18 protein-coding genes are annotated in these 14,753 nt (G+C 45.8%); 13 read left to right on the plus strand and 5 right to left on the minus strand.

Annotation, left to right across the window (positions count from 1 at the left end):
* Positions 1–6 precede the first annotated feature (6 nt).
* Positions 7–321 carry a helix-turn-helix domain-containing protein gene (locus HMPREF0201_RS12785; RefSeq protein ID WP_016537113.1) on the minus strand — a complete coding sequence of 105 codons (315 nt, stop codon included), beginning with the start codon at positions 319–321 and terminating at the stop codon, positions 7–9.
* Positions 322–497: 176 nt separating this feature from the next.
* Complete coding sequence (locus tag HMPREF0201_RS12790; protein ID WP_016537114.1) at positions 498–785, minus strand: helix-turn-helix domain-containing protein; 288 nt, start codon at positions 783–785, stop codon at positions 498–500.
* Between the two features lie 173 nt (positions 786–958).
* Here HMPREF0201_RS12790 and HMPREF0201_RS12795 point away from each other — a divergent pair, with 173 nt between their 5' ends.
* The 5 genes from HMPREF0201_RS12795 to HMPREF0201_RS22565 all read left to right on the plus strand — a co-directional run bounded on the left by HMPREF0201_RS12795 (position 959) and on the right by HMPREF0201_RS22565 (position 3,639).
* The gene (locus HMPREF0201_RS12795; protein ID WP_016537115.1) at positions 959–1,231 is read left to right on the plus strand and encodes a helix-turn-helix domain-containing protein; all 273 of its coding nucleotides are present in this window, start codon (positions 959–961) and stop codon (positions 1,229–1,231) included.
* A 345-nt stretch (positions 1,232–1,576) separates the two neighbouring features.
* Positions 1,577–2,491, plus strand: a complete 915-nt coding sequence (locus HMPREF0201_RS12800) for a hypothetical protein (RefSeq protein WP_016537116.1) — start codon at positions 1,577–1,579, stop codon at positions 2,489–2,491.
* 153 nt (positions 2,492–2,644) lie between these two features.
* Positions 2,645–2,839 (plus strand): AlpA family transcriptional regulator, encoded by a 195-nt coding sequence (locus HMPREF0201_RS12805; protein ID WP_016537117.1) that lies wholly within the window; start codon positions 2,645–2,647, stop codon positions 2,837–2,839.
* A 16-nt stretch (positions 2,840–2,855) separates the two neighbouring features.
* Positions 2,856–3,440, plus strand: a complete 585-nt coding sequence (locus tag HMPREF0201_RS12810) for a DUF2857 domain-containing protein (RefSeq protein WP_016537118.1) — start codon at positions 2,856–2,858, stop codon at positions 3,438–3,440.
* Entirely contained in the window at positions 3,430–3,639 is a 210-nt protein-coding gene (locus HMPREF0201_RS22565) for a TraR/DksA family transcriptional regulator (protein ID WP_016537119.1), read from the plus strand. Before HMPREF0201_RS12810 ends, HMPREF0201_RS22565 begins: the two co-directional genes overlap by 11 nt.
* Before the next feature lie 264 nt (positions 3,640–3,903).
* Here the strand turns inward: HMPREF0201_RS22565 and HMPREF0201_RS12815 are convergent, their stop codons facing one another.
* Complete coding sequence (locus HMPREF0201_RS12815; RefSeq protein WP_016537120.1) at positions 3,904–4,644, minus strand: DUF2971 domain-containing protein; 741 nt, start codon at positions 4,642–4,644, stop codon at positions 3,904–3,906.
* A 162-nt stretch (positions 4,645–4,806) separates the two neighbouring features.
* Positions 4,807–5,724 carry a hypothetical protein gene (locus HMPREF0201_RS12820; RefSeq protein WP_016537121.1) on the minus strand — a complete coding sequence of 306 codons (918 nt, stop codon included), beginning with the start codon at positions 5,722–5,724 and terminating at the stop codon, positions 4,807–4,809.
* A gap of 20 nt (positions 5,725–5,744) precedes the next feature.
* Here HMPREF0201_RS12820 and HMPREF0201_RS12825 point away from each other — a divergent pair, with 20 nt between their 5' ends.
* Positions 5,745–6,719 (plus strand): bacteriophage abortive infection AbiH family protein, encoded by a 975-nt coding sequence (locus HMPREF0201_RS12825; protein ID WP_016537122.1) that lies wholly within the window; start codon positions 5,745–5,747, stop codon positions 6,717–6,719.
* A gap of 49 nt (positions 6,720–6,768) precedes the next feature.
* On the opposite strand, the gene HMPREF0201_RS12830 is transcribed toward HMPREF0201_RS12825, so the two are convergent.
* The gene (locus tag HMPREF0201_RS12830) at positions 6,769–8,073 is read right to left on the minus strand and encodes a hypothetical protein (protein WP_016537123.1); all 1,305 of its coding nucleotides are present in this window, start codon (positions 8,071–8,073) and stop codon (positions 6,769–6,771) included.
* 642 nt (positions 8,074–8,715) lie between these two features.
* Here HMPREF0201_RS12830 and HMPREF0201_RS12835 point away from each other — a divergent pair.
* The 7 genes from HMPREF0201_RS12835 to HMPREF0201_RS12860 all read left to right on the plus strand — a co-directional run bounded on the left by HMPREF0201_RS12835 (position 8,716) and on the right by HMPREF0201_RS12860 (position 14,744).
* Positions 8,716–8,937 carry a hypothetical protein gene (locus tag HMPREF0201_RS12835; RefSeq protein WP_016537126.1) on the plus strand — a complete coding sequence of 74 codons (222 nt, stop codon included), beginning with the start codon at positions 8,716–8,718 and terminating at the stop codon, positions 8,935–8,937.
* Positions 8,938–9,016: 79 nt separating this feature from the next.
* Positions 9,017–9,682: a lytic transglycosylase domain-containing protein gene (locus HMPREF0201_RS12840; protein ID WP_016537127.1), complete on the plus strand. Its 666-nt coding sequence runs from the start codon at positions 9,017–9,019 to the stop codon at positions 9,680–9,682.
* 2 nt (positions 9,683–9,684) lie between these two features.
* Complete coding sequence (locus tag HMPREF0201_RS12845; RefSeq protein WP_016537128.1) at positions 9,685–9,960, plus strand: TrbC/VirB2 family protein; 276 nt, start codon at positions 9,685–9,687, stop codon at positions 9,958–9,960.
* A gap of 9 nt (positions 9,961–9,969) precedes the next feature.
* Positions 9,970–12,717 carry a VirB4 family type IV secretion/conjugal transfer ATPase gene (locus tag HMPREF0201_RS12850; protein ID WP_016537129.1) on the plus strand — a complete coding sequence of 916 codons (2,748 nt, stop codon included), beginning with the start codon at positions 9,970–9,972 and terminating at the stop codon, positions 12,715–12,717.
* 23 nt (positions 12,718–12,740) lie between these two features.
* Positions 12,741–13,457, plus strand: a complete 717-nt coding sequence (locus tag HMPREF0201_RS12855) for a TrbJ/VirB5 family protein (protein WP_016537130.1) — start codon at positions 12,741–12,743, stop codon at positions 13,455–13,457.
* Positions 13,458–13,467: 10 nt separating this feature from the next.
* Positions 13,468–13,692, plus strand: a complete 225-nt coding sequence (locus tag HMPREF0201_RS22570; protein WP_016537131.1) for an EexN family lipoprotein — start codon at positions 13,468–13,470, stop codon at positions 13,690–13,692.
* An 11-nt stretch (positions 13,693–13,703) separates the two neighbouring features.
* Positions 13,704–14,744, plus strand: a complete 1,041-nt coding sequence (locus tag HMPREF0201_RS12860) for a TrbL/VirB6 family protein (protein WP_039898387.1) — start codon at positions 13,704–13,706, stop codon at positions 14,742–14,744.
* Positions 14,745–14,753 lie beyond the last annotated feature (9 nt).

Below are 14,753 nucleotides of genomic sequence, written 5' to 3' on the forward strand. Positions count from 1 at the left end.
ATCGCGCTATTGTGGGATAATCATTAATGCTGAATTAGGGTTATTCTTCTTGTAACGATGGTACTGTAAAATGAGCGTGGCAAGATCTTCATCCACCGCATAAAAATAAGCTTCCGGTACATCCAATACCTCAGCAAATCGGCAAACTAATCCAAAATCTGGCGAGCTGATCTCTCTTTCATACTGACTTACGCGGGAACTGGCCGTTTCTTCATCTATTCCAGCGAGGCAACCGAGTTCAACCTGCTTTAGCCCCGCGTTCACCCGCGCTAGTCTTAATCGTTTACCAATCACACTAACACCTGCTTCCCTGATTAACATACAGCGATTATCACGGTTCAAGGCACGTCTATCTTGAATTGATTCTCTTCTGAATAAAGCAAAAATTTATTTTGGTGTATTTTTAGCTCAAAATTGAAGAAAAAATTTACTAATGACAGAGATAATCAAATTTGAACAAAAAACAGTCAAAAAAGTAACCCCGGAGAATACCTGCTTCAGTGAGGAGTAATAAGAATAGTGGACTGTGGATTGGCTTTTCTGAAGCGATGATACTGTATAATCAAGGCTGCAAGATCGTCATCTACTGCATAGAAATAAGCTTCCGGGACATCCAATACCTTTGCAAACTCACACACCAACCTAAAATCTGGCGCACTCACCTCTCTTTCATATTGGCTCACACGAGAACTTGCAGTTTCCTCATCCAGTCCAGCGAGACATCCGAGCTCTGCTTGCTTTAAGCCTTTGTTCACACGAGATAATTTTAATCTTTTACCAATCATTATGTTACTCACGATATCGATCCATATAGACCGATTATCTCTCCTCGCGGAAACCCGTTCTTAAATAAATTCTTTCTTTAATGAATTTAAACTTCATTTTTGATTGTTTTTGATTCAAAAATGAAGCTATTCTTTACCAGGGAAAGTAAAAGTCAAATACCAAAGGAGAATGTATGCACATTGAACAGAAAGAGAAACGAGCAGACTGGCACCCCGCCGACATCATTGCAGCGCTCCATAAGCGCAAAACCAGCCTTGCCGCCGTATCACGCGCAGCAGGTCTCAGCTCTTCGACACTTGCAAATGCTCTCACGCGCTCATGGCCAAAGGGAGAGCAGCTTATTGCGGAAGCACTGGAGTTACAGGCCAGCGAAATTTGGCCTAATCGTTATTTTGATTCACAAGGTCAATTAATTTCGCGAAAAATTCGCCATGTATGCAATTAATTGATAAGAGGTTTCTGTTATCCTGTCGTTCAGAAAACCAAAGCAATAACTTTGACTCTCGACTGATTAAGCCTTACAGCATCATCAATTGGTTCAATATAGTTCATGAACCAATTGATATGCTCGTTTTCTTTTCAAACCTACCCTCTGTACAAAGAAATGTGCCTCAGATTATCTAACCACATTCAGATGCAATTAAGTTTTTTAAACTATTTTTTTGGTTATATTTAAAAATCACCAATTACTCTCTTTTTTGTATTTTCATTTTATATATAAATTATTCTTCAGATATGGATATTTTTATCTTTCACGATGAAGGTGTCGTCCTATAAAAGGAGATGAGCGGTGGCGATTAATGATAAGGTGTCCCTCCCGAAAAATGATGAGCTTAACTGGCTAACAATACAAGAAGCACTGGCTATATCAAGTCATCAAAAAAGCAAACAACTGACAGAGGCAGATATCTACCGCCATGTTTTATATGGCGGGATCAGCCTTTCTATATATTTTCAATCACCCGTACTATTACGCAAAATCCAGATAAAAAACAAAAAGGTGAGGCTCAAATCCATTGACAGTTCGCTCATCAATCGACTGTGCACACTGGATAAAGATTGTTTTATTTATGAAAAACACTTAGTCCCTGTAACATCAGGAGAATATATACATGCCCTTCAAAGGGTCATTGACACAAATCTTTTCGGATATGAGTATGTTCTGATACAGCATCTATTAGCCAATTCACTTGGCATCCCACCCCCGACAACTAAAGGTGGTTATATCAATTACGGCCTTACAGTTAACCTCTATGGTGATATTTTCCAGGTATTTGAAAACATAAGCTATCAGGAGAGAATAGATCAACAGCTCAAGCGGTTACCTGAAGATATAGTCTCAGGTATTACAAAAAAAGTCTTAGCCCAAACCACAAAAAAAATCGGCATAAAGGGATATTTTCCTCTGCATAACTTGCCACCGGATGCCTGTTTTGTTATCAAACATTCAGAGTTCGAAAAACTAATCAATTTACCGTCTACAAACGCTTTTCACCCATCATCTCCGACACGTATATCAACACCATTGGCCCGCCTGTTCTGGCTTGCTTGCAAAAATAACGAAATAATTAGACCATTGATCAAACAACCCTACAAACTACTGTCCATCTTCGAACAATGGGCACTAATAGAGGGTATTACCGATCGATTCAGCGGCGACACGTTAAAAACAGCGCTTGAACGTGGTTCGCCCACATCCATTTAGGCGCCTAATTACAATGACATTACATGCTTCAATCTAAAAACCCGTATTAAGGATTGTAGTATCCGTAATACGGGCTCTTCAACTTCCACTCCTTTCCTCACTGTGTTTTTTTGTCATCTCCGGGCATATCCCATTTCTGTACTGGAGGTATTTATGACATCGCATCAGCTGTTGCGCCTGAAACAAGTAGAAGTAAAAACCGGTCTGAAACGCTCGCAAATATACCTTTACATGAATGAAGGATCCTTTCCCTCTTCAATAAAGATTGGGCCAGCCAGCGTTGCCTGGCTGGAATCTGAAATTGACGAATGGATTAACTTCAAATTAGCCAACCGCTTAGAACGCTGAAGGGGGATAGAACATTATGTTTCCCTCACTGAATTATGCGGTATTAACAAATGCCCTTGCCGCGCTCAAGGAAGGTAATTTTCGCTATTGTGAAACGTTAGGATTCACATTTGACGAATTAAATACCCTCAATCAGCTATCACTCGACGAACTGTTTATCGTCAGCCGGGCATCAGCGCAGTTTATGTCGATTACCGTTTGTCACGACGCTCTAAAACAGATTCTGGCGATGTCCGGCCAGGAGGCGCAACGCCAGCAACAGATTAATCGAGCTATCAGGTTGGGAGGGTCTATTGCACTCCTGAATCATTTTTTTGGCCTCACCTCGAATGAGGTCTGCACTCGCCGTCGATTGCTGAGCGTCACCATCCCTTATGGCCGCACGCCTATCCCGGATGAAACCATTGATGCCGAAATCTGGCTGTCATGGAAAAAAAACCGCTCTGAAAACCTTGATACGCCTGATGCGCTGGAAGCAATGATGTTGATTACTGAATCATTGTCTTCTCATAAAAAAGGGCCTTCCCTTACCGCCATCTGGAACCGTATCACCCTTTGCGAGAAAGAAGCATTGAAGAGGAGGATATCGCATGCCAGATGAGATCGATCGCGATCAGGAATTCAATGAACAGCGTCTGAAAGAGATGATTGAACAGAACCGTTTGAAACCAACAACCACACCTTCATTACATTACTGCCGTTTGTGCGGTGAACCTATTCCTGAGCAGCGACGGCAAACTCTGCCGGGAGTGACAACCTGTACGGAATGCCAAACCATAATTGAGCGTCGTCAGCGCTGATAGCCGACAGCACTCGTGCAGAGAAGTTACCTTCTCTGCACGTTTTTTATTACCTGAATAAATACTATGTTTAACTATCAATAGTGAAATACTGAATGGGAATCCGTCACCATTATTGCTTGTCTGTATTGATTCAGACTTTAGCTGGTATTTTTCCTTTTTAGAACACAACTAGACTTGGCTGTCTGCAATGAGCGGACATTCAATCGTTCGTGAGGTATTTACAATACTTAACTTAGTTAATGTAGATATGTTTTTAAGTAATTATATCGGTTGAAAATAAATGTCAAATTTGTCACTGTACAAATTCCCTTTCTGGTAATTAACATTTGGATCCGTAATTATACTTTTTACCAAATGTATATCTGACATATCTGTCTTGCAGCCGAAATAGACAGAAATTAATTCTGCGGGCCAAGGATGTAACTCATTACCTTGCTCAACTACATGCCTCCACTCCTGCTCGTATTCCCAATGTTTAGATTTTGTGTGTAATATTCTAATTTTATTAGATAATGTATCGACTTCATTTAAAATTGAACTCGCCTGTATCGATGGATAATTATCATTGTAATTCATCGGCCTGGTTATTTTATCATCTGCTAAGGCTGTGCCGACGATGCGTTTAAACTCTAAGCACATACCTTTATGTTCAGAAGCATAATGCGACCACATCAGCAAATTTTTGTTACTGCTTGCTAGTGAAAGAATACCTAATTTTTCTAAACCGCTTTTAAATCTGTCCAAAGGTTCATCAAGAGAGCGTTTTTGGGAAACTATTACATCTGACATATCTTCACCAAAAATGGCTGATAATTTTTCAGAGTCCATTTCCCGTTCGTACACATGCCTTTGTCCTCTCACATAAAATTGGGTGTCAAAAGGATCATTAAATCCTGCCGGTTTTGAGTACCAGATTTTCCGCTGTGCAAGAGCACTTAATTGATTCTTACCGATAGAGCAGTATTTGAATAGAGATGTAATTTCAGGCTTTATCACTAGCATTCCTATGATTTTTTCAATGTTAACATAATTAATTATGCAACTTTACTATCACAAATTCAGACATTGCTTACGGCTGGGGTCTGATGGTGTCACAGCGTAAGGGGCCGTTGCAGGTTTTTTACCTCGATGCTCTGTTGATACAGAGCCGGGAAAGTCGGAATCTTACGAAACTTTTTTTCGAAGCCATCTTGATAAACCACTGTCCAAAATTAGCCCAGCCAACTTATTTGGTCCGATTAACGTAATGCTGTCGGCTTTGATATTTTCCGATAACGGCCCGCTGTGCCAGATAAAAAACATTCGTTCATAGGCACTGCTTTCCCTGAACCGCTTTTCGTACTCGCTGAAAGCATGTGCGTCCGCATATGATTTAATCTGTATAAATGCTTTCTCTCCGGTGGTGGGAGATTCAAGCTCAAGATCCAGCGTTTTTTGTGTTTTCCCGACAATACTGATGCGTCGCCACCCGCTTGTTGAAAAAACAAGATCTACCAGTAGTTCGAAATCCTGCCAGGTCAGTAGCTGACAAAGATTTTTTATAGCCGTCAGATAAGTCTCTTCAGCTTTCTTCGCATCAGATACCGCAGGGAGATCTTCATCATTTATTTTACGAACAACGTAATCATGTGCACTTACGTTACATATCGTTCCCCGGTATCCCTGAACCTTTAACAGATCTCCGCTCAAGTGATCTTTGGTTAACCGTGCTCCCCCAATGCTGGTGTTCTGCCACCCCTCCATCGTTTTTCTGACTCGACTACCATCCGCCAGCACCTTAACCGGGCCCACGGGTCGACACCAGTACAGAAATCCCCCCATGAAAGTAATGAATAGCGTCTCTGAGTCCGCCATGTAAAAGGTCTTGATCTGCCTAACGTCATTGCTCGCATTACCTTTTTTCCCCTTGCGGATATTAAGCCATATCTCGTGCACGTCTGCCCATTGTCCCTCAACACAAAGACTGTCCGGGGTTTCATGATAACCAAACCGAAGCGTGCCCTCCGACAGACACAGCTGCTCCCATTCACCGGCCTCACCAAGCTTGATAAACTGAACTGTTGCAGGGCTGATTTTCTCCACAATTTTCTCTGGCGGTTAAGATGTCCGCTGATATAAAACAGGAAATGTTAGGGTATTTCAACGCAAACAGGCAACGTGTTGTGAGAGGGGCTATGCAGACAACTACACTCTATGTAATCGGAAACGGCTTCGATCTCTGGCACAAAATTCCTTCCAGCTTGTGGGATTTCAGAGAATATATTCGGGCTAAAGATTCGAATACCTACCAGAATGTTGAAGAGCACCTTCCCGTGGATGATGACTGGTGCGATCTTGAATCCGCGCTTGCAAAACTGGATGCAGGCATGCTTATCAATAACTTAGGCAATTTCATGAGTTCATATGCTGAGGAGGACTGGAGTGATGCAGGTCATCATGATTTTCAGTATGAGGTGGGTCAGGTAGTCAAACGCCTTTCTAAAAGCTTACGTTATCAATTCGGACTGTGGATCCGTGAGTTGCCTATACCTTCGTGTACAAGTGCACCAACTCGCCTGACTACACTGGATCCACATGCATTTTTTTTAAGCTTTAATTACACCGCTACACTGAGTCACGTTTATGGAGTCGATCCGGAGCGTGTTCTTCATATCCACGGTTCTGTAGAGACGAAGGACAATGATTTGATCCTAGGACATGCCTGGGAGCCGAGATCCCGTCCCTCTCTCAACGACAGGGAGGATATTGCAGAGATTGATACACGGCTCATAGAGGCGAACAGCATCATTGATGACTATTTCTCCGCGACATTTAAGCCTTCACAGAAGCTTATCGCTGATCACCGACATTTTTTCGAGGGTCTAAGCGAAATTAAGCAGGTAGTAATTTTGGGCCATTCTCTGTCTGCGGTTGATGCAGTTTATTTCCAAGCGCTGTTTCAGGAGAGTTCCGTTTCTGCGGCACAGTGGGTGATAGCGTGCCGTAGTGAAGAAGAATGGGCAGAAAAGTATCGGAGACTTGAACTGATAGGTATCAGAGCGGCCATTGTCAGGCCAGTCCTCTGGGATACGCTGTAAATCTGCCCATCTCGAGCCATCTTAAGATCGCTGAGAGACTCTGAACCGACTAACCCTTACCGGAAGATACTTCACTTTCGGCCTTGTTTTTAGCCTTTCTTGCCCTATACCTGTTGATGATCCCGTTACCCGAGCGTACCAAGCGTTGCAGAAGCGGTAAGACCAGTTCTGTTGCAAAAAGCCTGATTACCAGCAGTGTATTGTGGACGATGAACCTTATGCAGTTGAACAGCCATGACCGCGGGCGAACCGTATCATGTGCAACCATTGACCTTGACGCATTCGCAAGCTTACCGCCCGCCACAAAGGCCAGCATGAGAAAGACAAAATAGCGAGTGTTATGCCCTTGCTCAATATCCTGTATACGTGCATCGGCTTTCTGCATGGATTTATGCAGTAGCAGAAGTCTCTGGGCATACGCTGGAGGGAGAAAATCCCTAGGCGTTTTATAATCCTCACTGTCGAGAGACATCTCAATGGGGACAGTCTGGCAATTACCCCTGAGTTCGTTTGGTGAACATGCCAGAAGATTGAACTCCTCAATCTGTTTACTGATTTCCGGATCGTCCGCCACTCTTGTTACCCAGTCTGGCAAATCGCTTCTGGCACGTAAAATGTCATTCGAAGAAAAACTATCCTTAAACGACCACTTCATCTCTGATCCCAAGCCACATAAATCAGTAACCTGATTTTTCACGTCCGGATTTTCACACATTGTTTCAAGGTTTTGCTGGCCATTGCGAAAATGCTGCATAATGAGAGAGGTACGTTCGCCTGCTTCTGACAGGTCCTTTTTGTATGAGGGCAGGCCGCTGTCCGTTACAAAATAGAGAGCCGCGACCAGACCCAGGATGTACCAGATATGGTCATAAGCGTTTTTGAAAGTATTTTTCTTCCATAGCGCGCTGAACAGCATAATGACTGACCAGCCGGTTACCAGAGAGATAAATAAACTGGCTGCCGCTGAAGACGTACTGCCCGTAAACCCCTTCCCAAACCTGAACACATCCGGACCGTAACTTCTAAGGTCAGGGACATAACCCATCAGGCTGAGCGCACCCGGCAGGATCCACAAAATCAGGCTTATCCAGCCCGCCCATTTGTTTAGGTAAAATCCGGCACGGATATTCAGCAATGCTATCGGGATGAGAAAGAGAGTGAGTAAGCCTGATAATATGTTAACGCCGTGCGTCGGGCTGAGATTCCAGGGATAGATAACATCACTTCCGACCTGCAAAGGTAGGTCATTTATACTGTGAAACAAGCCTAGGCCCTCAATATTCTGAGCCAGACCCCAGGCAGCCAGATTAGAAAACATCATGTATGGATGAAGGAATTTTAAAAGCAGGAGCATTGGCAATATGGTTCTATATGAAAGACAGTAGTTTTTCAGGATACAAAAAACATCCGCACCATTCTAATATTTATTTCCCCAATATTTAGCACTCATCCTTAATTCATTAACAGCCAGACTTGGTCCTGTCCGTACATAGCCAGTATTGAACGCATCGAGTCAGCAAGAGCTTTTTCAGATTCCGGCTTAGTCAGCTCTGTTTCAGTGAATCAGGTGAGCTCTGCTCACAGCAGATTAACATACTACGTGGTTAGTAAGGTCTACTCTTAGCACAAACCTGTCTGCCACATTAGCTACGCCCACAAGCAGCAATAGCGCCAGCTAAAATACTAGTCAACACTACCAGTCAGCCCAAAATAATTACCACGCGATTCATTTTCTCTCTCATTCCCTTTTTGATTTCCTCATTTTCATCCCATCGCTGATATCGCACGCTAATCACGTCACCTTCCACTGGCGAGCTTGATGGACGTTTATTCGTCCGGGACCAGTATTGCTCTTTAAAAATATGAGTCGGGCTGTCACGTAACCACAATTCAGGGTGCCGCTGAATGTTCTCGCTGACCCGTTGAAACCGGAATGCAGAATCGGGATGTGATCGATGTAGTTAACTCCCCATGACTTTTTATTAAAGGAAATAGCATGAGAAAACCTACCTATCACGTATTTGTCACGCAGGAAAACCAGCCCGATCCTGGCAGAGAGAAGAACACGTACGGGACAAAAGTCGGCGTGGCGTTCGCTCATAACGGCAAACCCGGATTGAACATCGTACTGACACCCGGCATTGCTGTCTCCGGTAAACTGGTGCTTCTTGAACCGAAGGACGATAGCAACACAGCGCAGGCTCCCCAGCTCGATTAGCACTCAATCCTCACGCACCTTTCCCATGCCACCGACAGCCAGATAGCTGCGTACGACTCAATTTTTTACCGAGGCAACCATGCTTTCACCCACGACCTTTATTGTGGTGGCCATGCAGTGTGCCGCCACCATTCCCCCATCCACCACGTTTGATGTAGCTAAAGTGGAATCCAGCTTTAATCCTTACGCCATCGCTGAGATTGTGCCAAAGAAGGAGAGAACATCCGGCAGTATAGGTGTCATTTCTCATCAGCCCACCAGCAAGCAAACTGCCGTCAACATCATCAAACGAGTGGCAGCAAAAGGTCGCCGCTATTCGGTCGGGCTGATGCAAATCACCAGTACCAACTTTCGCCATTACGGCGTGTCAGCCCATGACTTGTTAGACCCCTGCACTAATCTGTCCGTTTTTGAGCAGATCCTCACCGACTGCTACCAACGAGGCGGCACGCTGAAGAGAGCGCTCAGTTGTTACTATTCCGGCAATTTCGATACGGGTCAACGACCAGAATCTGCCTTCGACCAAACCAGTTATATCCAACGTATTGGCTATGCTGTCCCGTCAACGCGGGAAGATCTCAAGCACAGTACCACCAGCCCATTCCCTTCAGAGATTCATTACCCGGCCACCGTCCTGCGCGGTGAACTTACCGATAGAGCCACACCTGTTTTGACCTCCCTGCACTATCCCGACGCCATTATTCGCGGCGATGTATTCATGCCTGTAATTAATGAGGAGAAATAACGATGCAAAAACGTAAATACTGGCCTGCGTTTTCTTCCCTGTTGGTATCAACCCAAACGCTGGCGGCAGGGAGTGGATTTAATAAAGCCAACGATACGCTGAGTAATACCGCCACAGGCATGCTCGGACTGGCCGCCGCCACGATCACGCTGGCGACCATGTGGGTCGGTTACAAGGTGCTGTTTGATGGTAAAAGTTTGCATGACATGCGCAACGTCATTATCGGAGCCATTCTGATTGTTGGCGCATCCGGCTTTGGTGCCTATTGGGCATCATAAGGGGAATCGATGACCACCCTGAACAAAGCGCTGACCCGCCCTGCCGCCATTATGGGTATCCCTCTTGTCCCGTTCGTGATTGTCAGCGGGGCTATCGTCCTGCTGTCGGTCTATATCAGTTATTACCTTGCATTGTTGTTGATCCCAGCCTGGCTGGAAATGAAAGCAAAGGCTCGAACGGATATTCATTATTTCGGACTGCTGTGGCTGGCTTTTAAAACCCGTGGGCGATTTTCTACGAACCGTCATTTCGGTGCCAGTGCCATGCTGGCAAGCCTCTATGACGCCGTCGACGTTTCGGAGTTTATCGATAAGATGAAATTAAACGAGCGCATCACGCTGGATAAATACATTCCTTACTCCTCCCACATCCACCCTCGCATAATAAGAAATCGCTCCGGTGATTTAGTCGCTACCTGGGAATTGGATGGCACTGTATTTGAATGTGAGGATGAGCATCATCTGACATTCCTGGCAAGCCACCTAAACAACCTGATCCGCTCGTATGAGGGGCTACCGATCACTTTCTATATCCACCGCATACGGGAAAAATATCAGGATAGCTTTGATGCCAGCTCGGGCATTCCTTTTTCGGATGAAGTTACTGAACGCTATTACCAGACAATAAAAGGTAAACCACTCTGGCGGCACCGGCTGTTTTTCACCCTCTGCTATGTTCCTTTCTCCACGCTGGAGAAAAAAGTCATGAAGACGCAGCCCTCAGGAAAAAGGAAAGCGGCGCTGGATGATTCCCTGAAAGGGATGCTGGAACATCATGAGGCAATCAACACCGCCCTGTCCCGTTATGTGGCGACGCCATTGGGCCTTTACGAGGAGAAAGACCGGCTTTACTCTTCGCAGCTCGCTTTCTACCACCGCCTGATTACAGGAAAGTGGCAGAATGTGGCGGTGACGCGCACACCGTTTTATCACACACTCAGCACGCCAGATGTATTCTTTACCACCGATACAGCCGAATGTCAGACGGCCAGCGGCTCCCACTTTTTCCGTAGCCTGGAAATTAAAGATTATTCACCTGAGACCTATACTGGCCTGCTGGATGCGCTGTTGTATGCCGAAAGCGAGTATGTCCTGACGCAGTCTTTCACCTGTATGGCCCGGGATGAAGCGCAAAATCATATCCGACTGGCTGAAAAACGGCTGGACTCAACGGACGATGATGCCATTTCACAGCGAGAGGAATTGATCGTCTTACGCGATCTGCTCCAGTCCGGGCATGTGTCCTGCGGCAAATATCACTTTTCCCTGTTGGTCACATCCACCAGCGCCGATCGGGTAGTAAAAGAGACCAATGCGCTGGCCCAACCTTTTAACGATCTCGGCATCATGACATCCCTGTCTACGCTGTCGTTACCTGCCGCCTATCTGGCTCAACTCCCCGGCGTCTATTCGCTACGCCCCCGTCTGGTGGTGGTCAGTAGCCAGAATTACGCTGATATGGGTAGCTTGCATAACCACCATCCCCATAAACGCCACGGCAATCCGTGGGGTGAGGCTATTGCTATCCTGAAATCCCACAGTGGCGGCAGTTACTATCTGAACCTGCATGACAGCCAGGCGGGGCGGGATGACTTCAATGAGAAAACGCCGGGGAATACCGCCATCATCGGAAAAACAGGTTCAGGAAAGACTTTGCTGATGACGATGATGAAACAGTTGATGCAGAAGTACCGTAATCCGGCGACATTTTCCGCCTCTGCCACCATCAAACGACTGACCACCGTTTACTTTGATAAAGACAGAGCGGCGGAGATGTCTATCCGCCAGATGGGAGGCCGTTACTTCCGCATCCGGACTGGGATGCCTACCGGATTTAACCCGTTTTCACTTCCGCCTACACGCCGAAACATCAGCTTTATCAAGCGACTCATTCGGATGCTGTGTCGTCGTAACGGTAAACCACTCGATCCCCGTGACGAAGAACGTATCAGCGCTGCTGTGGATACGATTATGCTGGACTACCCGCCGGAATACCGCCGCTATGGTATTACCCGATTATTAGAAGTGCTGCCGGAGCCACCAACTAAAGAGGCACGAACTAATGGTCTGCGTATACGGCTGAAACAGTGGGCGCAGGGCGGTGAGTTCGGTTGGGTATTTGATAACGAGGAGGACACATTCAACATCAGCAATATTGATAACTTTGGTATAGACGGCACGGAATTCCTGGATGATGAGGACATACGCGGACCCATCACTTTTTATCTTCTATACCGCGTCACCAGCCTGTTAGATGGTCGCCGACTGGTGATGTTCATGGATGAGTTCTGGAAATGGCTGGCCGATGTCGAATTTTCTAAATTCTCCCTCAATATGCTCAAGGTGATCCGCAAACTGAACGGCATTTTTATCCCCGCTACCCAATCGCCCGATGAAATCGTCAGGCACCCCATCGCTCCGGCGATTATTGAGCAATGCAGTACACAAATTTTTCTCGCCAACCCCAAGGCCAGCCGTGCGGATTACGTTGAGAAAATGAAAGTCCCGGAAAACGTTTACGACATCGTCCGTAATCTTGATCCCGGTGAGCATTATATGGTCATTCTTAAAACACCGCTGCGTGCCGGTGAAACTCGCCCTTTTGTCGCCATGGCAAAAATGGATTTATCGGGCCTCGGTAACATCACCAAAATCCTGAGCGGCAGTGAAGACAACCTGAAAATATTTGATGCCATTTATCAGGAAGACATGTCACCCACCGACTGGAAAGAAACGTTCCTTAACCAGGCTATCTGATATTCACCCCGGAGGTCATTACCATGCACACCAGAAAGATGTTTCTGGCGTTATCTCTATTGGTTTCCACACCCGCACTTAGCACTGGTATCCCCGTGTTTGATGCCACCAGCAATCTCGAGTCGATTAATCAGTGGGTACAAAAGCTCCAGCAATGGCAGGAAACGGTCACCCACTATAAAAGCGAGCTTGACGCCTATAAGCAGCAATTAGCGACCGCGACGGGCATACGAGATATTCAGGGATTTCTCCGCGACGCAAAAAGCCTGAAAAACGATATTGATATTCTCCGTAAAAATGGGATTTCGCTGGATGGTCTACTGACTAATCAGGACGGTAACTACTCTTCTGACCTCGAGCGCTTATATAAAAAATATCAATCGTTTGATATTTGTAATCAGTCCAGTTCATCGCAACGCTATCGGGAAAGTTGCAAACAACTTGTCCTAAATCAAGCGGTATCAATTGAAGATACCAGCAATGTCCAAAACCGGATTAATAGCACATTAAACGATATATCAGACTTGTCCAACCGTATTACTAACGCCAAAGACTCGAAAGAGTCACAGGACCTGGCTAACGCGATAGCAGCCAAAAGCGTACAATTGAACGCATTAACCAGCCAGTGGGAAATGTTAGTCAAACAGGCTGAACAGCGCTCTGTGATGTTGGCTCAACAGCGGCAAAAAGCATTCAATGAACAACAACTTGTCTCCCCGATTCCTGACTTTAATCATTAAGAGGATAAGAATGAAAACATCATTTCGAATTTTGACGGTTATTTTAGGTTCATTATTTCTGGCGGGGTGCGACAACCCGAAATCAACGCAGTGGTACAAAGAACATCCGGATGAAATGAGTAAGCGGTATAAAGCGTGTGAATCATCCGGTAGTGACTCCCAGGATTGCGAAAATGCACAAGAGGCGCAATTTGAACTCCGTCAGGAAAATGCCAGGGTTCCCGATTTGAACTAAAGGGGCAATCTATGTCAGGTGGTATGTTTGTTGGAATGAACAACACGATCGCTGACGGTTTACATGCCGTACTGCGGGGACAATCCTCCGTGTACGGCGACATGGTAAGCGTTATCGCCGTCAGCTCCTTCACGTTATTTGTCACTTATCGGGGTTATCAAACCCTGGCCGGAAAACTCCAAACGCCTGTAGAAGATGTCCTATGGGATGTAGGGCGAATGCTATTAATCATGACATTCGTTTTAAATCTTGATGGATGGCTGGATTTAGCCATTTCTGCCATTAATGGATTAACCGATGGCGTCAGCGGTGATGAGAATGTCTGGGTATTACTGGATACCGTATGGGCGAAAGCACAAACGATAGGACAAAAACTTTATCAACAGGATGATTCCACCTATGTAAAACTCAACGGCGGCATTGCCCAACTCCTGGTCTGGGGAGGTGCAATCGTCACCCTGCTATTTGGTTCAGCGGTTAACCTGTTAGCCGGGATAATCATTCTATTAATGACCACCACCGCACCGTTATTTATTTTCTGCCTGCTGTATGGATTCCTTATCCCGATGTTTAACAACTGGCTTAAAGTTATCTTCACGGTGATCCTGACGATTATGTTTTCCGCGCTATCCATCAGAATTGTCATCAATTATCTCAATAGTTTATTAGATAAAGCGGTTAATTTTTCAGATAGCGCCAATATCGTCACGCTGGGCGTTCAATGCTGCGTTGCGGGGGTTATCTCTGGCGTCGTTATCTGGTTTTCAGCAAAAATCGCGAACGCATTAGGCGGCGTCGCCGTTCAGGTTGCGCTCCAGGGTGTCGCCATGAGCGGTCTGCGAGGGCTAGCGAAACCTTCTTCTGACTCAGCAAAACCGGCTATGAAAGCCGGGGCGGCGGGAGCCAGGTTAGCGGCAAAAGGGAGCGTAAACGCCACTCGCTCCGCCGGTACGCTTATCGCCACAGGTGCCAACAAAGCCCTATCCGCATGGCAAAAACGCGCTGCCTCTATCGATAGCATGAAGCGCTTCAATCAACAACATAACCGCTGATTCCCTTTT

The organism is Cedecea davisae DSM 4568, assembly GCF_000412335.2.
Classification (GTDB): domain Bacteria; phylum Pseudomonadota; class Gammaproteobacteria; order Enterobacterales; family Enterobacteriaceae; genus Cedecea; species Cedecea davisae.